General features: G+C 60.5%; 15 protein-coding genes and 1 pseudogene. 6 read left to right on the forward strand and 10 right to left on the reverse strand.

Translation table 11 applies throughout. From position 1 onward, the window contains the following. Window positions 1-26 precede the first annotated feature (26 nt). From ACUCV3_RS06955 to ACUCV3_RS06975, 5 genes are read left to right on the forward strand one after another with little or no spacing between them, the layout of a single operon-like run. Complete coding sequence (locus tag ACUCV3_RS06955) at window positions 27-1610, forward strand: bifunctional protein tyrosine phosphatase family protein/NAD(P)/FAD-dependent oxidoreductase (protein ID WP_029547838.1); 1584 nt, start codon at window positions 27-29, stop codon at window positions 1608-1610. A 3-nt stretch (window positions 1611-1613) separates the two neighbouring features. After that, window positions 1614-2399, forward strand: a complete 786-nt coding sequence (locus ACUCV3_RS06960; protein WP_010338383.1) for a sulfite exporter TauE/SafE family protein — start codon at window positions 1614-1616, stop codon at window positions 2397-2399. Between the two features lie 12 nt (window positions 2400-2411). Next, window positions 2412-3806, forward strand: a complete 1395-nt coding sequence (locus tag ACUCV3_RS06965; protein ID WP_010338382.1) for a cytochrome ubiquinol oxidase subunit I — start codon at window positions 2412-2414, stop codon at window positions 3804-3806. Continuing rightward, window positions 3803-4801 carry a cytochrome d ubiquinol oxidase subunit II gene (gene cydB / locus ACUCV3_RS06970; RefSeq protein WP_010338381.1) on the forward strand — a complete coding sequence of 333 codons (999 nt, stop codon included), beginning with the start codon at window positions 3803-3805 and terminating at the stop codon, window positions 4799-4801. Before ACUCV3_RS06965 ends, cydB begins: the two co-directional genes overlap by 4 nt. Then, window positions 4801-4905 (forward strand): DUF2474 family protein, encoded by a 105-nt coding sequence (locus tag ACUCV3_RS06975; RefSeq protein WP_080572849.1) that lies wholly within the window; start codon window positions 4801-4803, stop codon window positions 4903-4905. Before cydB ends, ACUCV3_RS06975 begins: the two co-directional genes overlap by 1 nt. On the opposite strand, the pseudogene ACUCV3_RS06980 reads toward ACUCV3_RS06975, so the two are convergent. Then, a pseudogene (locus ACUCV3_RS06980) lies at window positions 4897-5157 on the reverse strand (site-specific integrase); the annotation flags it as partial. The gene ACUCV3_RS06975 and the pseudogene ACUCV3_RS06980 overlap by 9 nt on opposite strands. A 129-nt stretch (window positions 5158-5286) precedes the next feature. Beyond that, window positions 5287-5919 (reverse strand): tyrosine-type recombinase/integrase, encoded by a 633-nt coding sequence (locus tag ACUCV3_RS06985; RefSeq protein ID WP_010338379.1) that lies wholly within the window; start codon window positions 5917-5919, stop codon window positions 5287-5289. A gap of 189 nt (window positions 5920-6108) precedes the next feature. On the opposite strand from ACUCV3_RS06985, the gene ACUCV3_RS06990 reads away from it, so the two are divergent. Beyond that, entirely contained in the window at window positions 6109-6912 is an 804-nt protein-coding gene (locus tag ACUCV3_RS06990) for an alpha-hydroxy acid oxidase (RefSeq protein ID WP_080572848.1), read from the forward strand. A gap of 55 nt (window positions 6913-6967) precedes the next feature. On the opposite strand, the gene ACUCV3_RS06995 is transcribed toward ACUCV3_RS06990, so the two are convergent. The 8 genes from ACUCV3_RS06995 to ACUCV3_RS07030 form a co-directional block, all read right to left on the reverse strand. Then, entirely contained in the window at window positions 6968-7561 is a 594-nt protein-coding gene (locus ACUCV3_RS06995; protein ID WP_010338376.1) for a type IV toxin-antitoxin system AbiEi family antitoxin domain-containing protein, read from the reverse strand. Window positions 7562-7563: 2 nt separating this feature from the next. Beyond that, window positions 7564-9750, reverse strand: coding sequence for a TonB-dependent receptor (locus tag ACUCV3_RS07000; RefSeq protein WP_010338375.1), 2187 nt, complete (start codon window positions 9748-9750; stop codon window positions 7564-7566). Between the two features lie 129 nt (window positions 9751-9879). After that, the gene (locus ACUCV3_RS07005) at window positions 9880-11208 is read right to left on the reverse strand and encodes a sensor histidine kinase (RefSeq protein WP_482240465.1); all 1329 of its coding nucleotides are present in this window, start codon (window positions 11206-11208) and stop codon (window positions 9880-9882) included. After that, window positions 11208-11882 carry a response regulator transcription factor gene (locus ACUCV3_RS07010; RefSeq protein ID WP_010338372.1) on the reverse strand — a complete coding sequence of 225 codons (675 nt, stop codon included), beginning with the start codon at window positions 11880-11882 and terminating at the stop codon, window positions 11208-11210. The genes ACUCV3_RS07005 and ACUCV3_RS07010 overlap by 1 nt, the downstream gene beginning before the upstream one ends. Before the next feature lie 8 nt (window positions 11883-11890). Next, window positions 11891-13297, reverse strand: a complete 1407-nt coding sequence (locus tag ACUCV3_RS07015) for an efflux transporter outer membrane subunit (protein ID WP_029547837.1) — start codon at window positions 13295-13297, stop codon at window positions 11891-11893. Further along, the gene (locus ACUCV3_RS07020; protein WP_010338370.1) at window positions 13294-16413 is read right to left on the reverse strand and encodes an efflux RND transporter permease subunit; all 3120 of its coding nucleotides are present in this window, start codon (window positions 16411-16413) and stop codon (window positions 13294-13296) included. The genes ACUCV3_RS07015 and ACUCV3_RS07020 overlap by 4 nt, the downstream gene beginning before the upstream one ends. Beyond that, the gene (locus ACUCV3_RS07025) at window positions 16413-17405 is read right to left on the reverse strand and encodes an efflux RND transporter periplasmic adaptor subunit (protein ID WP_010338369.1); all 993 of its coding nucleotides are present in this window, start codon (window positions 17403-17405) and stop codon (window positions 16413-16415) included. Before ACUCV3_RS07025 ends, ACUCV3_RS07020 begins: the two co-directional genes overlap by 1 nt. Before the next feature lie 109 nt (window positions 17406-17514). Continuing rightward, window positions 17515-18054 carry a phosphatase PAP2 family protein gene (locus ACUCV3_RS07030; RefSeq protein WP_010338368.1) on the reverse strand — a complete coding sequence of 180 codons (540 nt, stop codon included), beginning with the start codon at window positions 18052-18054 and terminating at the stop codon, window positions 17515-17517. Window positions 18055-18384: the final 330 nt, after the last annotated feature.

Genomic DNA, 18384 nt, shown 5'->3' on the forward strand with positions numbered 1-18384 from the left:
CTTCAGAGCGGGATCGAGGAGAAGCCATGGACATCAAGCCGCTCAATCGGGACTTTGCAATCTCCCCGCAGATTGATCTCGCCGACCTTCCGGCAATCGCCGCCCAAGGTTACAAGGCGATCATCTGCAATCGACCTGATAACGAGGAGAAGGGTCAGATTGCCGCTACGGAGCTTCGTGAAGCTGCCGAACGACTGGGCTTAGAGTTCGCGCATGCGCCCGCAGTCTCGGGGGCGATTACCGATGCGAATGTTGAGGCCATGGCAAGTGCGCTAGCGCGCCTTCCTAGGCCGATTCTCGCCTTTTGCCGCTCCGGCGCGAGGTCGACGAAGTTGTATGACCTCTCCTCCTCTCGGAGCCAATCGGCCCCTGTAGTCCATATTCACGATGTCGTGATTGTCGGCGGCGGTGCAGCGGGGATTGCGACGGCAGCAAGCCTTCTAAAGCGCAATCCGAAGCTCGATATTGCAGTTATCGAGCCATCTGAGGAGCATTATTATCAGCCCGGTTGGACTATGGTCGGCGCCGGTGTCTTCGAGAGAGAGTTCACACGACGCACTGAAGCGCAGGTCATGCCGAGCCGAGTGAACTGGATCCGCGCAGCAGCCTCGGATTTTGCCCCCGACGAAAACAAGGTGATCCTCAGTGATGGCGGCGAAGTCCGCTACCGTGTTCTCGTTGCCTGTCCGGGTATCAAATTGGATTGGAACGCTATTCCGGGCTTGGCCGATACGATCGGCAAGAACGGCGTGACGTCCAACTATGGCTATGATCTTGCGCCCTACACCAACAGACTGGTGAAGCAATTCAAGGGCGGACGGGCGCTGTTCACCCAGCCCGCAATGCCGATCAAGTGTGCCGGCGCGCCGCAAAAAGCGATGTACCTTTCCTGTCATCGCTGGGAAAAGGCAGGCGTCCTGAAAGACATCGACGTCCAGTTCCACACCGCCGGCGCGGTGCTGTTCGGCGTTGCCGCCTATGTCCCGGCACTGATGGAATATGTCGAGCGCTATGGCGCGCACCTCAACTTCGAATCGAAGCTCGTCGCGATCGATGGCGCCGCAAAAGTGGCGACTTTCGAACGCAAGGATAGCGACGGCACCGGACGCGTCGAAGAGCGCTTCGACATGATTCACGTCGTGCCGCCACAGGTCGCGCCGGATTTCGTGCGCACCAGTTCCCTCGCAGCAGCCTCCGGCTTCATCGAAGTCAACGAGGCGACGCTTCGACATGTGCGCTATCCTAATGTATTTGCATTGGGCGACGCCTGCTCCGCCTCGAATGCCAAGACCGCCGCTGCGGCGCGCAAGCAGGCGCCGGTTGTCGCGGTCAATGTACTTGCCGTGCTCGAGGGCAAGCCGCCGACCGCTGACTATGACGGCTATGGCTCCTGTCCGCTAACGGTCGAGGCTGGCAAGATCGTGCTCGCCGAGTTCGGCTATGGCGGCAAATTGCTGCCCAGCTTTCCCAATTGGCTGATCGACGGAACGCGGCCCTCGCGCCTGTCCTGGCTCCTCAAGGACACCATCCTGCCGCCGGTTTACTGGCATGGCATGCTCAAGGGCCGGGAATGGATGGTCGCGCCGCACGCGATCGAAGCGGCGCACTGAGCCATGCTTGAGCCGCTTCAATATGCCCTCGGCGGACTGTCAGGCGCGCTGGTGGGCTTTGTCCTCGGGCTTGTCGGGGGCGGCGGGTCGATCCTCGCCGTGCCGCTGCTGCTCTATCTCGTAGGCGTCCGCAATCCGCATGAGGCGATCGGCACCAGTGCATTGGCCGTCGCGGCCAATGCGCTTACTGGCCTCTGGAACCATGCCCATGCCCGCACCGTGAACTGGCGGTGCGGGGGGATCTATGCTGCTGCCGGCGTCGTCGGTGCGCTCGGCGGTTCAACGCTTGGCAAGAGCATCGATGGGCACAAGCTGCTGTTCCTGTTCGCGATCCTGATGATCGTTGTGGCAGTCTTGATGTTTCGCGGTCGCGGCGACCAGGGCGTCGAGGGCGCGCAATGCAATCGGGAGAATGTCGGCAAGGTTGTCAGCTATGGTCTCGGGACCGGCGCCTTTTCCGGCTTCTTCGGGATCGGCGGCGGTTTCCTCATTGTGCCGGGGCTGATCGCCTCGACCCACATGCCCATCCTGCGCGCGATCGGCACCTCGCTCGTCGCGGTCGCGGCCTTCGGTCTGACGACAGCGCTCAACTATGCGCTTTCGGGCTACGTCCTTTGGGGTCTGGCCGGCGTGTTCATCGTGGGCGGCATTGTCGGGAGCGTCATCGGCACGCGTGCATCGCAGGTACTGGCCGCCGAAAAGGGCCGGTTGAACAGCCTCTTCGCAGTCTTCGTGCTCGTCGTTGCCATCTACATGCTATTCAAGAGCTGGTCCGAACTCGCCAGCTGAACGGGGATATTCATGGACGCCATCATTCTCGCAAGGGCGCAATTCGCCTTCACGGTGAGCTTTCACTTCCTCTTCCCGGCCTTTTCCATCGGGCTGGCAAGCTATCTGGCCGTGCTCGAAGCTCTGTGGCTGAAGACCGGCAAGGGCGTCTATGCGAACCTGTTTCGCTACTGGCTGAAGATCTTCGCCGTCGTGTTCGCGATGGGCGTCGTCTCGGGCATTGTCATGTCCTACCAGTTCGGCACCAACTGGTCAGTGTTCTCGGACAAGGCGGGACCTGTCATCGGACCGCTGATGGCCTATGAGGTGCTGACCGCCTTCTTCTTAGAAGCCGGATTCCTCGGGGTCATGTTGTTCGGGATCAACAAGGTTGGGCGCAAGCTGCACTTCGTCGCGACGCTTGCAGTCGCGCTGGGGACTTTTATTTCCGCATTCTGGATCCTGTCGGTCAACAGCTGGATGCAAACGCCCGTTGGCTATGAGGTCGGCGCCAACGGCCAGTTCCTGCCGGGGCCAAGCTGGCTGACAATCATCTTCAATCCCAGCTTCCCCTATCGGCTCTTTCACACGGTCCTTGCCGCCTATCTGACGACCGCTTTTATCGTGGGTGCCGTCGGAGGATGGCATCTCTTAAAGGACCGCACCAATCCCGGCGCACGCAAGATGTTCTCTATGGCGATGTGGATGGCGGCGCTCGTTGCTCCGATCCAGATCTTCGCCGGCGACATGCACGGGCTCAATACTCTCAAGCACCAGCCGGTGAAGGTGATGGCGATGGAAGGCCATTTTCAGAGCCACCCGCACGGTGCGCCTTTGATCCTGTTCGGCATCCCCAACAGCGCTGAACAGCGGGTGTATTATGCCATCGAGATACCCAAGGCGTCGTCGCTGATTCTCAAACACGAACTCGATGCGCCCTTGAGTGGCCTGGACACCGTGCCACCAGCTGATCGTCCTCCCGTCGGTATCGTCTTCTGGGCCTTTCGCGTAATGGTCGGGATCGGTTTCGCGATGCTCGGGATCGGGATCCTGAGCCTCATCGCGCGCTGGCGCAAGGCGCTCTACGACTGGCCGCTGCTGCATCGCTTCGCTGTGCTGATGGGGCCGTCGGGACTGATCGCAGTGCTGTCCGGCTGGATCGTGACGGAAGTCGGACGGCAACCCTTCACAATCTATGGTCTGCTGAGGACCGCCCAAAGCGCTTCACCGCTGGATGCTCCTGCGGTCGCCTCGTCGCTGCTGGCCTTCGTGGTCGTCTATTTCGCCGTCTTCGGGATGGGCATCTGGTATCTGCTTCAACTCATGAAGAAGCCGCCTGAAGCACATGAACCGCCGCCCAGTGATGCGCCCATTCGCAGTGCGGGGATCACCCCGGCGCCGGCTATCATCGAGGGAGCTTCGTCATGATCGATCTCACCGTCATCTGGGCCTGTATCATCGGCTTTGCTATCATCGCCTATGTCGTGATGGACGGCTTCGATCTCGGCATCGGCATCCTGTTTCCGTTCTTCAAGGTCGGGCAGGATCGGGACACCGCGATGAACAGCATCGCTCCGGTCTGGGACGGAAACGAAACCTGGCTGGTTATGGGCGTGGGCGGCCTGTTTGCCGCATTCCCGCTGGCCTATGCCATCATCCTTCCCGCGCTTTACGCGCCGATGATCGCAATGCTGCTTGGCCTTGTATTCCGCGGCGTGGCATTCGAGTTCCGCTGGCGCGACCCGGCGCACCGTGCTTTCTGGGACAAGGCGTTCACGACAGGGTCGGTCGTCGCCACCTTCGCGCAAGGCATTGCGCTCGGCGCGCTGCTACAGGGCATCACGGTCGAGGGGCGCAGCTATGCCGGGGGTTGGTGGGAATGGCTGTCGCCGTTCAGTCTGCTGACGGGTGTCGGGCTGCTAGTCGGCTATGCCCTGCTCGGGGCTTGTTGGCTCAACTGGAAGACTGAAGGCGGGTTGCGACGGCAGACGGTGACCTATGCCGGGCGGCTTGGCATCGGCCTGCTCATCATGATCGGCGTGATCAGCCTCGCAACGCTGCGGCTCGAAACGCAATACTTTCAGCGCTGGCTGAGTTTCCCGGGCGTGGTCGCGACAGCGCAGGTGCCGCTCGCCACGCTCGTCGTAACATTCCTGTTTTATCGTAGCCTCCGATTGAAGCGCGATGCGCAGCCTTTCTTCTGGGCGTTGGCCCTGTTCGGGCTATGCTTGGTCGGCCTTGGTGTCTCGATCTGGCCCGATGTCGTTCCGGCGCGGGTGACGATCTGGGAAGCTGCAGCGCCCGTCCGCAGTCAGTTGTTCATGCTGGTTGGAGCCTCGATCATGGTGCCCGTGATCCTGGCATATACGGCCTGGTCCTATTGGGTTTTCCGGGGCAAGGTTGGCATTGAGGGGTATCATTGATGCCGCTCTGGCTGAGTCGCCTTGGATGGTTTTTCGGCATTTGGGCTGCTAGCGTTTTCGCGTTGGCGCTTGTGGGCGGAATGCTCCGCTGGTGGCTACGCTAAATGGCCCCTCGCCATAGGTGAGAGGCCAACACTCAAATTTCGGTATTTTTGGGCGTCTTCTACGTCGATCCCGAGATAGCTAACCATATTCTCGATCTTGCTATGGCCGAGCAGGATCTGGACAACCCGTAGATTGCCGGTCGCCCTGTATATGATCGATGCCTTCGCTCGGCGGAGTGAGCGGGTGCCGTATTCGCTCCGCATCAGGCCAACTCCTGTCAACCATTCATCTACAAGCCGAGCATAATGCCGAGGCCGTTCGTCGGGAGGTGCGGGAACGTCGGCTTGTAATCAGGGCTGCCGTTTAACATGTCACAGGCGAACGTCGGGAATGTCCCAGCGCCCGTGCCCGGCACGCCCTGGGCACGGGCGCCAGCAGATTCAGATCTCCGTGTTTTCTGCAAGGGCAAGCGCGTCCTCTACGTCGATCCCTAGATAGCGCACCGTGTTCTCAATCTTGCTATGGCCGAGCAGTATCTGAACGGCGCGAAGGTTGCCCGTCGCCCTGTAGATGATCGATGCCTTCGTTCGGCGAAGTGAGTGCGTGCCATACTCGCTCCGCATCAAGCCGACACCTGTCACCCATTCGTCGACAAGCCGAGCATACTGCCGTGTGCTCAGGTGCCCATTGTGATCAACCCGGCTTGGGAAAACATAATCGTCCACTGTTCCGCCCCGGCGTTCGAGCCATGCCAGCAAGCTCGCTCGAGCATCTGGCAGCAGCTCAAATTGAACGGGCCGACCTGTTTTCTGCTGCATGACGATTGCCCGCGTTCGGACCTGCCCGCCGCTTACAAGGTCGCCGATCTTGATCTGCACGAGGTCGCAGCCCCGAAGCTTGCTGTCGATCGCCAGATCGAACAGCGCCCGATCTCGTAGGCGGCGGCGCTGATTGAGGTAGAAACGGATTTCCCAAATCTGCTTCGGTTTCAGCGCCCGCTTGGCGCCCACGGTCCTTCCTGCATTCCAAACCGGGCGCTTGGTGGCGATGAGTTCTGTTTCAGGCATCTCCATGATCGTTCTCCTTTGGCCACATTGGCCTTCTGCAGAACGCTTGCCGACGAGGATGCGCAGGACTTGCTATAGGGCTCGTGCCGACCAACTCAAGACATTTGGCGTCATTGATGTGACCGACAGCTTTTGCCAGGATCCGCCATGCCATGGCTGCTGCCAATATAAAGTCGCCGCCCACCATGCGGAGCTTTGCCATCTGAGCGACATACCCAGAAGGTCAGCACTCTTTCCAGCATTCCTCTCGAGGACATTGCCTGGGCTGCGCATGCCGCGCGCCAGGCCATGGAGCGTGACCAGACGCCGCGGCTCTGGTTCCAGCTCTATTTCCAGGCTGATCGAGGGCATTCGCTTGAACTGGTGCGACGCGCCGAGGCTGCTGGCTATTGCGTCCTCATGGTAACGATCGATGCGGCCATGAAGCGATCCGAATTCGCACTGCCGGAAGGGGTCGAGGCCGCCAATCTCCGTGGAATGCCCCGCAGCGTCCAGAACAGCGCGGCTGCGGGCGGGCAGATCATCTTTGGAACGGCGCTGGCCGACGCCGCACCAACCTGGGACGATATCGCGTGGCTGCGCAAGCAGACCAGTTTGCCGATCATATTGAAAGGCATCCTTTCTCCTGCTGACGCTCGCATGGCACTTGATCATGGCGTTGATGCCATTGTCGTGTCGAACCATGGCGGACGCGTCACCGACGGTCTCATCACGCCCATGAAAGCGCTTCCATCGATCGCGCGTACGATCGATGGAAAATGCCCGATCCTTCTCGACAGCGGTGTGCGTACCGGCACGGATGTCCTCAAGGCGATTAGCCTTGGTGCCAGCGCGGTCATGATTGGTAGGCCGCAACTTCATGCCCTCGCGGTGGCAGGCATGGCCGGCGTTGCCCATATGCTTCACATGATACGGGCAGAGTTCGAACTCGCCATGGCGCAAGTCGGCGTGAAATCGCTGGACGAACTTGGTCCTGCTTATGTCACCTCTTCAGACTGATGTGTGAGGCCGGACGAATGTCCGGCCGCATGTTCCTCTAGGCGCGACATATGCACTATCCTCGGCGCTTCGAGGCCGGCGAGGCATAAACGCCGTAGCCCACCCTCTCGATCAAGCCACGCTTGGTCATCTTGCTGACGACCGAGCGAGACACGCCCATTCGGCCGAGATCGGCGATTGTTGCCGTGTCACGATCGCGCAAAACCGCAAAGACAACTGCCTGTTTGGGGGCGCCATATGTGCGATTTATGAGCCGGATCGAACGATCCTGTCGCTTCTTTGCCCGTTGTTCAGGAAGACCTGGGCACCGGGCGACATTACGAAAATCAAGTTTGCCGCCACGCCGGGTCAGGCCTGCTGCGCACGCGTCCAGCAATGCGTGCAGGTGCGCCGGCAGCCCGATGTCTATCGGCGGTATCTGGCGCTGGAATGCTGCTATGCCCCCAAGAAGCCGGATCTCATCCTGGTTCACAAATGGGCTGGACAATGTCGCTATCACGAAGCCTCGCTCGGTGGCGTGTTCACCCAGTGCTGCGAATGCCCGGATAGCGGCCTCTCCGACTTTGGCACTGCTGCCACCACGCAGAAGGCAAATTGCCAGCCGCTCCTCCCTTGTGAAGCGCTTCAAAGGAAGGAAGCGGCTGGACATGGTCAGAACTTCGCGCTGAGGCCGACCTTCACCGCAGTCGGTGAACCTGGCGTGATGTTGTTGTTGCTATGGGCATAGAGATAGTAACGCTTGCCAAGGATATTCTCGACATTCACCTGCAGGCTCAGCTCTGGCGCGATGTCGAAATAGACGGCGCCATCGAGCCGCGTATAGCCGGGCATCGCGACGAAATTGTCGGTCGAGGCGTAGCGCTTGCCCTGGTAGATCACGCCCAGCGCAGCGCCGAGCTGTTCGATCGGATCGAAGCGGGTCCAGAGCGAGGCGCTGTGCGTGGGCATGTTGGGCAGGATGTTCCCTGCCTGGACAGTGCCCGAGACATTGTCGAGGAAGGTGCCGTCGGAATAGGTGTAGGCGCCGACCATGCTGAGCTGCTTGGTAATGCTGCCCGCAGCACTGAGTTCGATGCCCTTGGTGCGCTGCCGTCCGATCGGCACCGTCGGCGAGGCCGCATTATTGGGATCGCTCAGCGCCAGAACATTGTCGCGATCCAGTTGATAGATGGCGGCGGCAAGGTTGAACGTGGGGAGAATGTCCCACTTCGCACCGATTTCGTAGTTCTGGAACTTCTCCGGCGCCAGGCTGGCGTTGGAAAGCGAAAGGCCGGTCAACTGGTCGCCACCACGCGGCTGGTAGGTACGCGAGTAGCTTGCATAGATGGAGGCATTCTCGGCCGGCTTGAAGATGAGGCCGGCGCGCGGAGACCAGAGATTGTCGGTCACGTCATAATATTCGGGAGATATGGTGCTGCCGCTCGTCCGGAAGGCGAGGCTGCGCCGATCGTGCAGCGTGGTCTTGAAATGCTCGTAGCGCACGCCCACGACGATATCGAACATGGGCGAGATGGCGATCTGGTCCTGGACATAGCCGGCCGCGACCTCCGCCACGCCGTTGCTGTTCGTGCTGCTCGAAATCATGGTCCAGCTGGTGGGCAAACGAACATTAGACGCCGAGATCGGCACGGTCACCGAGCTTGCATTGCCTGCAAAACGCCCTTCTTCCCGAATATTGTCGGATTTTTGGTGACCATATTCAGCGCCCACGAGCAGGGTATGCTCAATGGAGCCGGTATTGAAGATCGCATTGAAATCGGTCTGGTTGATGAAATTCTTGCGTTGCGTGGTGGCACGATAGGCCGAGATGCTCACGCTCGTTTCAGCTGCGTTGACCGCGCCGGGGAAGACGTTGGAATAATATTTGTCATAGTCGGCATAGCGGGTGCGGTTGCGGATCGAGACCGTGTCGCTGAACTTATGTTCGATGAACAGCGAACCGGCGTCGGTATTCGTACCGGTAGGGCTCTGGGTCGGATCGCCGAAGAACTGACCGCGCGGCGTGCGAAGCGGGCCAACGATATTGGTCGCCGAAGCGCCGAACCGAGCGGGAACGCCACGATCGGCGACGCGCTCATCCTCGAAATGCTCATATCCAAGCGAAATGGTCGTATCGGGACCAATTTTGAATGAGCCGGTCGGGTTGAAGCCCCAGCGGTTATAGTTGACGCCATCGCGATAGCTGTCGCTGTCCTGATAGACACCGGTCAGTCGGACAGCTGCAAAATCGCTGATCGGCGTGCCCAGATCAAACTGGGCGCGCTTATGCTCGAAGCTTCCGCCTTCCAGTCGGAAGGCACGATGAAGATTCCAGTCCGCAACCTTGGTAACGCGATTGACCACGCCGCCTACGCCGCCCCGGCCGAAGATCATCGCGTTCGGTCCTTTGAAGATTTCCAGCTTCTCGATGTTATAGAGGTCGCGATAGGTCTGGATATCGTCGCGCATGCCATCGACGAAGAAGTCGCCGGTGGTCGAATTGCCGCGGATCACCAGCGTTTCGCGATTACCCTCGCCCTGGGCCGAGAAAACGCCCGGGACATAGCGTATGGCGTCACCGATGCTGTTGGCTGCCTGATCCTCGATCTGCTTGACCGACACCACATTGACCGACTGGGGTACATCGATCAGCGGCGTATCCGTGCGCGTCGCGCTGATGCTGCGGCTGACCTTGTAGGAGCTTTCGGCTTCCCGATCATCGATCGCGGTGTCCGTGACCGTTACGGACCCGAGAACCTGCTCCTGGGCTATTGCGAGTGAGGGGGAGACCAGCGAAAGGAGGATACCGGGCGCAGTCGACGCAAGCAGCGCCGATCGGAAAATCGCTGAATATTGCAAGGTTAGATCCCCTTCATTTAATGCGAATAGTTATCATTCGCGAGGGGGGGTTAGCGCTTCGGTCGGGACGTGCAACTGGCCCAGGGATAAGGTTGGGATGTTGTATATGCCCCCCAATGTTCCGGTAACTTATCGCGCGAGACGAACCTCTACAGCAAAACCGGGCTTGTCCAGAACGGTCGCACAGCCCCCATGGATTTGCGCGACAGCAGAGACAAGGGCCAGGCCCAGACCATGTCCGTCGGTGGTGCGGCTGGCTTCGGTCCGCGTAAAACGGCTGAACAGTCGATCACGCTCGGTTGCCGGAACACCGGGACCATCATCGCAGACTTCAAGAATAACGAAAGCCTCGCTGGCAGTCAGATTGAGCGCGACCGTCGTGCCAGCCGGCGTATGCCGCAGCGCATTATCCAGCAGGTTGGTGATGAGTTGGGACAGCAATCGGGCATCGCCCCGGATGCGAAGCCCCATATGGATGGTGGAATGCAGCGCATGACCTGAAAGCTCGAAATCGGGCGCATAGGTTTCGACCACATCCTCGACCAGATCTCCAAGCGCCAGTTCCTGAAAATCTCGCTTGAGCGTGCCCGCCTCGATTTCGGATATGCGAAGGATGGCCGAGAAGACCTCGAGCAGTTCATGGGATTCTGCTATTGCCGCCTCGATCCCGCGCGTGCGCTTGTCTCCGCTGAAGGCGAGTGCTTCATCCAGACGATTATTCAGGCGCGTCAGTGGCGTTCGAAGGTCATGCGCAACATCGCTCGACACCTGTCGAAGATTCTCGACCAGGGCAGCATTGCGGTCCAGCATATGATTGAGCGACTTGGCGACGCCGTCGAACTCGTTGTCAGATCCGTCCAGCGGCATGCGCTGGGTCAGGTCTCCTCCGATAATGGCCTGGGCCGCATCGTCGAATCGGCGCAATCGACTGCGCGTTACAGCGCCAACGGTCCAGGCGCCCCCGACAGCCAGAAGAAGCATGGCGGCAAATGAGGCCGAAAACAGCTTCAGGATCGTGATGTCCATCTCGTCAATCACCGTGCGATCTGCTGCCACCAGAAGGCGGCTGCCGTCGGGCAGATCGGTGATGAGTGCCTGGGCTATGGCGCCATCCTTCCCGTAGTGCAGTAATTCGAAATATCCTGCCTTTGCCGGAATTTGCGCATCCAGTGCGCCGGCCAGCCGTCGTCCTTGGGGATCGACCAGAATATATCCGAGGCTTGCCGTGCTGTGCCCGGCATCGCGCTGATGAATGAGTTCGGCCAGTGCCGGGGTTCCGCCAGCACCCGCCCGCTCCAGCAAGGCGCTCGTCTCGGTGGCGGTTCGATGGTCCAGTTGCACCTCCATCGCCTCATGGGTCAGCGCATAGGCCAAGAGCCCGATCACAAGCGTCGCCAGAACGAAGGCCAGGCTAACCAGTGCCGTAAGGCCAAAGGTCGTTTTCCATGGGCGGGGCATTAATTGCTCCTGATCATGTAACCCGCGCCGCGAACCGTCTCGATCGCATCGACATCGAAGCCCGCATTCAGCTTCGAGCGAAGCCGACTGAGATGGGTCTCCACGATATTGGTCTTGGGCTCGAAGTCGAAGTCCCATACGCGTTCGAGCAGCATCGTTCGGGTAACCACGCGATGAGAATTGCGCATGAGTTCGGCGAGCAGCGAGAATTCCCGCGGTTGCAAAATGACCTTCTTTCCTCCGCGATGCACTGTGCGCCTGTGAAAGTCGATATCGATGTCGCCAACGGTCAGCCGGGACTGTTCGACTTGCGGTGCCTGCCGTCGACCAAGGGCATTCAAGCGGGCGAGGAGCTCGGAAAAGGCGAAGGGCTTGACCAGATAGTCGTCGGCGCCTGCCTCGAGCCCCTCTACCCGATCCGCTATTCGACCAATTGCGGTCAACATGAGAACGGGCGTGAGGTCGCCGGTCGCGCGCAGCATCTTGAGCAGGGATAGACCGTCCAGTCCTGGCAGCATGCGATCAACGATGATCGCGTCATAATTGCTGTCCGTTGCCTGGAACAGTCCCTCTCGTCCTTCCTCCACAAGGGTCACGGCATGCCCCACTTCCTTGAGGCCTCGGCTGAGGAATTCGCGTGTTTCCCCATCGTCTTCGATAATCAGGATATGCATGCGTTCTTCTACTCCATCACCCTGACCGGATCGAGCGGCTCAGGTGCTCGCTGCCATCCACCGCCCAGCGCACGGAACAGGGAGATATAGGATTGTGCCAGCAGATGATCCGACTGTCCCTTTTGAAGAGCAGCCGTTGCAAGGGTTCGTTCGGCATCGATCACCAGCAATGGCGACGCGTCGCCAATCCTGGCCCGGGCACTGGTTCGACGGGCGTAAAGCCCTGCTGCCTCTCTTGCCCGATCAAGCGCCTGGTTCCGGATGGCTTCGCTTTGTAGGCCTGCAAGTCCGGTTTCGACTTCCCTGAGGGCGCGCAGAACGGCGTTGTCGAACGAAGCCAGCGCAGCGCGTTCGGCTGCCTGCGCCTGCGCGATCTTGGCGCGCGCCGGCGCCTGGTTGGGGAAGGACCAGGAAATTAGCGGTGAGGCACTGGCAGAAAAAGCGCCGGACAGAAGTCCCAATGCGCCGCCCAGCGTGATCCTGGGATAGAGTTCGGCCCGCGCGATGGTGATCTTGGCTGTTGCCGAAGCAAGCTTGCGCTCTGCTTCGCGAATATCGGGCCGACGTGCCAGCAGTGCAGCACCGTCGCCTATTGGCACTTCGCTGCTCGCTCTGGGCAGCAGCGTGCAATCAACCTTGGCCATCTGGGGGGTGGTAGGCGGCAAGCCCTGAAGCGTTGCGAGCCGGAATCTTGCGCTGGCGGCAGCGGCATCGAAAGCCGGGATCGTAGCTCTCGATGCTTCAAGCAGGCTGGCGGCTTGCGCGACCTCAAGGGGAGACACTTCCCCTGCCGACAATTGTTCGCGAACGGCCTTGAGATTGCGTTCCTGCGCATCGACAATCTTGTAGGCCACCGCCCCATTCTGACGCGCCGCACATAGATCGATGTAAGCGAGCACGGTATCTGCCGCCACGGCCACGCGCACACCATCCAGCGCGGCCGCTTGCGCCTGCGCGTCAGCGCGGGCGGCCAGCGCTCCCGCACGCAGCCGACCGAACAGATCGATATCCCAGCTTATGGTTGCTGCGGCATCATAATCACTGCTCGACACATTGGCTGCGCTTGGCTGCCCTGCAGGATTGTCGATCGCTGCGCTGCTTTCGAGGATCGGTTGCGGAAGTCGCGCTGCGTCCGCCTGCCGGGTCGCAGCGCGCGCTGCTTCGAGATTGGCAAAGGCTGCGCGAAGATCGGCATTAGCTGCGAGGCTCGCTTCAACAAGCGCATCGAGTTGGCTGTCATTGAAAAGCTGCCACCAGTTTTCCGGCAAGGGTCGGTCGATCACATGTTCGCCACGCGAAAAGGGAGGCGGAGCCTGGGTAAGGCCCGATGCGGGTGGCGCGCCTTGCTGGGAGACACAGCCGCTTGCCAGGAGTCCAGCAGTCATCAGGCACGCGTGAAGGATGGCCGTTTTCATATTGCTGCTCCCTTCATGCGAGCATCTTGGGGCGAGGGCTCGGCCGGCCCAGCCGCATCCTCGCCGTACCGAGCGTAGAGGGCAGGCATCAGGAAAAGATTGAGGAGCGTGGATGATACAAGTCCACCAAGAATGACGATCGCCATGGGATGTTCGATTTCATGGCCCGGCGCGTTCCCCGCCACGATCAGCGGCACAAGCGCAAGGCCCGCGCAGGCTGCAGTCATGAGGATGGGAACCAGCCGCTCTTCTGCTCCGCGCAGAACAAGCGATGGACCAAAAGCCTCTCCCTCATGAACACGCAAATGGTGATAATGCGACAGGAGCATGATGCCGTTGCGTGCCGCGATGCCGATGACGGTGACGAAGCCGACGAGTGATCCCAGCGACAAGAGGCTGCCGGTGAACGCCACCGCCACAACGCCACCGACCAGCGCGAAAGGAAGGCTGACCGCAACCAGCGCAGTGATCCGGTGAGAGCGGAACTCCATCCACACCAGCACCAATATCCCGACAAGACAGAATAGGCCGGTCGTCCAAAGTCGCTGGCGCGACTCCTTGAGTGCTGCATATTCGCCAAGGACCTTGGCATGATAGCCTTGAGCAAAGCGGGTCCTGGCCACGATGGACTCAACCGCCTGGGCGACTGTGCCCAGGTCCGCACCACTGACGTTGAGCGTCACATCGAGGCGTCGTTGACCATCCTCGCGCTTGATTTCATTGGGAGCAGGCACCACTGCCACGTCCGCCACATCGCGCAGGCGTACCGCACCGCCGTTGGGCGTCTGGATCATCAGATCAGCGAGGGCATGCATGTCGCCTCTGGTCGCTGCCTCTCCCCAGAGCGCCACGTCAAAGGCTTTCTGATCGCGGTAAATCTCGCCAAGCTTCTGTCCGGCAACGAGGGATTGTGCCTGGCGGCGCACCTCGCCCGGCGTCAGGCCGAAGGTTGCCAGATCGCCGCTGCGGGGACGGATGCGGATCTGCGGGACCAGAACCTGCTGCTCGACCTTGAGGTCCGCTACGCCTTCCACTCCGGCTACCTGTTGCTTGATCCGGTCCGCAGCAGCACGAAGCTCATTCTGATCGGGGCCAAAGATCCGCACCACAACCGTCGCGCTTGCACCGGACAGAACTTCCTTGATCCGTTCGCGCAGATAGGTGAGCACATCCCGGAAGAGCCCAGGATAGCCTTCTATCACCTCCTTGATCCTGGCCACGCTGCCGTCATAGTCCGCCTTCTCGTCGAGACTTATCCACAACTCGGTGAAGTTCGGGCCGACCACCTCGTCGGCCGCTTCCGCCCGCCCGATATGTGCGCCGAAATTACGGACGCCCGGGATCGCACGAAGCTCCTTGGAAACCCGGATGGTGATCCGATCCATGGCTTCGATGGAGGCTCCGGGTTTTTCGAGCCAGTGCATGAGGAAATCGGTTTCGCGGAATTCCGGCAGGAACTGATCCTTGAAAGTCGCATAGCCAACACCCGCCAGAAGCAGGCCCGCTCCGATCACGATCATAACCGCACGCGGTGCGGCAATGATACGAGGCAGCATTGCTCCATAACGCCCCTTGAGCGCTCGTACGAAACGCGTGTCACCTTCATGTTTGACCGGAGCATTGGGTAGCAGAAACAGGCAAAGGGCAGGGGTTACGACGAGCGCAACCAGCAGCGATGCTGCGATCGCCAGGACATAGGCAATGGCGAGCGGCTGGAAGAATGTGCCCGCGACCCCGCCCAGGAAGAAGATGGGGAGAAAGACCAACATCACGATCAGCGACGCGAAAACCACCGCAGAGCGCACCTCTAGCGACGCTGCCAGTACGACTTCGAATGGCGTCCTGGGATTATCGGCCTCGCGGTTGAGGCGGAGCCGCCGGGCAATATTCTCGACGTCGATGATGGCATCGTCGACGACCTCTCCAAGCGCGATCACCAGACCGGCAATAACCATGGTATTGATGGTCGCCCCGCTCCAGAGCAGGACGAGCCCGGCACCGAGCAACGACAGGGGAATGGCGACCAGACTGATAATCGCCTGCCGCCAGTCCCGGGTAAAAAGAAACAGAACGACCGCCACGAGGAAGCAACCAATCGCGAGTGCGCGGGTGAGATTGTCGATCGAGCGTTCGATGAAGGTCGCAGGTCGGAAGATGCTGCTGTCGACCTTGACGTCCTGCAAACCGGGCTTGAGCTCCTCCAGGGCAGCTTCGACCGAGCGCGTGAGTTCGAGAGTGTTGCCTGTCGGCTGCTTCTCTACGATGAGCATGATGCCTGGCCCATCATCAATGATCGCGTTCCCGATCGGCGCGGCATAGCTCTCGGTCACCCGGGCAACATCGCCTACGCGGATCGGTGCATCGCCGGTCAATTTGACGACAGTCCGAGCAAGGTCGTCGGCTGTTTGAACGGCGCTTGGCTGCTGCACCGCGAGGCGCTGATTGGCGTTGTCGACAAAGCCGCCGCCTCCCACCAGGACGGCATCACCGGTTGCCAGGCGCAGTTCGTTGAGAGTGACCCCAGCCGCACGTAGCTTGTCAGGGTCGACGAGAACCTGAAGCTGACGATCGCGCATGCCCCACATGGCGACATTGGCGACGCCAGGCACGGACATCAGCCTGGGTCGAATAGTCCAGCGAACCAGTTCGGACAGTTCCATCTGATCGAGCTTTTTCGAGGAAATGCCGATCTTCATGGCGCGGCTGGTCGACGAAAGCGGGGCCAGCATGATCGGAGGGCGTGCGGCAGCAGGCAGTCGAGCCTGTGCCTGGGTAACCCGCTCCTGCACCATCTGCCTTGCACGGAAGACATCCGCGCCGCGCTCCAGGAGAATGACCACGGACGAAAGACCCAGGACCGACTTGGACCTCAGCGTGGCTATACCAGGCACGCCATTCACCTGGGTTTCGATCGGAACGGTAATGAGGCTTTCGACTTCCTCCGTCGAGAGCCCTGGCGCTTCGGTCTGAATCTCCACGATCGGCGGCGCAAATTCTGGAAAGACATCCAGCGGCACATCGGTCGATGCCCGCAGTCCGAGCACGACCAGGATAGCGGCAAGAACAAGAACGATGACGCGCTGCTGAAGTGCGCTGCGGACGAGCCAGGCGAGCATCAGTGCGCCACTCCGAATTCGGTGCCGAACAGTTCCATGGCGCCGACCGAAACTACCTGTGCTTCAGGCGCCAGGCCGCGGATGACGACAGCGCCATCCTGCCCGCTCGACAGGGCTTCGATGCGCTGCCGGATGAAATTGCCCGGCGCCGTCTGGAGATAGACCCATTCTCCGCCGTAAATGTCCCGCACGATCGCACTGGCTGGGACGGAAAGCCCTTCCTGGGTCTTGCCGAGGGGAAGTCGAATGCCGACGCGCTGTCCCACGCGCCAGAATTGGTCGCTATTATCGAGCGCATAATAGAGGTCGACCGTACCAGCTACTGCATTGGCCGACGGCGGGGCTTGAACCGGTGTCCCTTTGCGTCCTCCCTGCGTTGTTCCCAGGGGCGCGACGATGATGGATGCATTGCGGTTGATGGCAGCAACATCTGTGCCGGCGACGGAAACGCGGACCCAGAGACGTGACTGGTTGCCCAACGACGCAACCGCGGGCCCGAGCAAGCGTCGTTGCTCGATCGCAACCTGGGCCTGGGCCTGGGCTGTTGCGAGCGCTGCCGCAGCCTCGTCCCGCGCCCTGACGCTTCCAGCTTCTTCTGCAACGAGCCTGCTGGCGCGTTCCAGCGCAATGCGCGCGAGCCGAACCTGCGCGCGCGTCCGCTCGACCTCGCCGTCGGCGCTCGCCTGGCTGGCACCAATTTGTGCCAGATTGCTGAGAGCACCGGTGGGTACGCCACCAGTCCCATTGGGAACGACGATTTCGCCGCTCGTTTCTCGCGCCAGCGCAGCCGTTCCCGCACCAACCCTGGTCGTCTCGATGCCGAGCCTTTTTACAGCTTCGGGCTTCAGCGTCAGCCTGACCAGTTCGGTCTCATGCGCGACAACCTCACCATGGGATGGAGGCGAAGAAGACTGCTTGCCCTGCTGACTGCAGGCGCCGAGCATTACGAGCGCGCTCAATGGCAGAAATAGGAGAGAGGTCGTTCGGATCATGCTGCTCACCGATAAATGGATCGGTTCGAGCCCTATCGAACTTGTCTGGCGTCCAAATCTCGCCAACTATACCATTTGTCCATCTTTGCTGGAAAAGTGGCTACAGCCCTCAAAATCGCAAAGCCATTGCAATCCCGCCCCCCTGCCCATCGCTCCAGGGAAGCATTCGAATATTGTTGTTGCGCCTGGTCGTGAGAAGCAGGCCTGATGCTTCGCCCAGAAGGGCCCCGGCAGCGACATCATACCAGTGATGTTTGGTACCCTGAACACGAGAGATTCCGACGATGGTCGCAACCAGATGGGCTGGAAGCCCGACTTTCCAGCCGTAGCGGTTCTGGAGCGTTGCAGCTGCCGCAAAGGAAGTGGCGGTATGGGTGGACGGAAAGCTCCGCCGGTCGCTGCCATCCGGGCGGGTTTCGGGAAAGATATCCTTCAGTCCAAGAGACACCAGCGTCGCGGCACCGACACTTCCACTTGCCTGAAGCGCGCCCTGCCAATCCTCCTGAACGAGGGGCGTGCCGAGCGCGGCAATCACCAGCGCGTCTCGACCGATATTACTGGTATCGCGCCACGTCCGGTCGGACGCCTGAGCAAATCGCGGCGTGAGCAGGACACAGCAAAATACTGCAATTACGATGAAAAGCCGCATGAAGATCCCCTGCCAGGCTGGATGCCCGTGCCGGCAGGACGGCGTCATCCAAGGGGTGCCTCAGTCGAGAAATGCCTGTGCAGCGAAAATTATGGGAAATGCTGTTGCGCTCGTTGAAACTAATGGTCCGATAACGATCTGGAGGGCGCCATCCCCCTCTCCTGCCCTACGCTATCAACGATCGTTTCTGAGCGCCCACCATATGATCCTGACCATGAGGGGCCAGCACCGACAGGTGCATTGGCGCTGGAAGGCGGGTTCGAGGGAAGATAGGACGGGATGCTTCTTTTCGGGTTCCACATCGAACCTCACAAGATTTCTGCGGCGGAG

The sequence above is a fragment of the Sphingobium sp. VMM genome, from assembly GCF_056790315.1.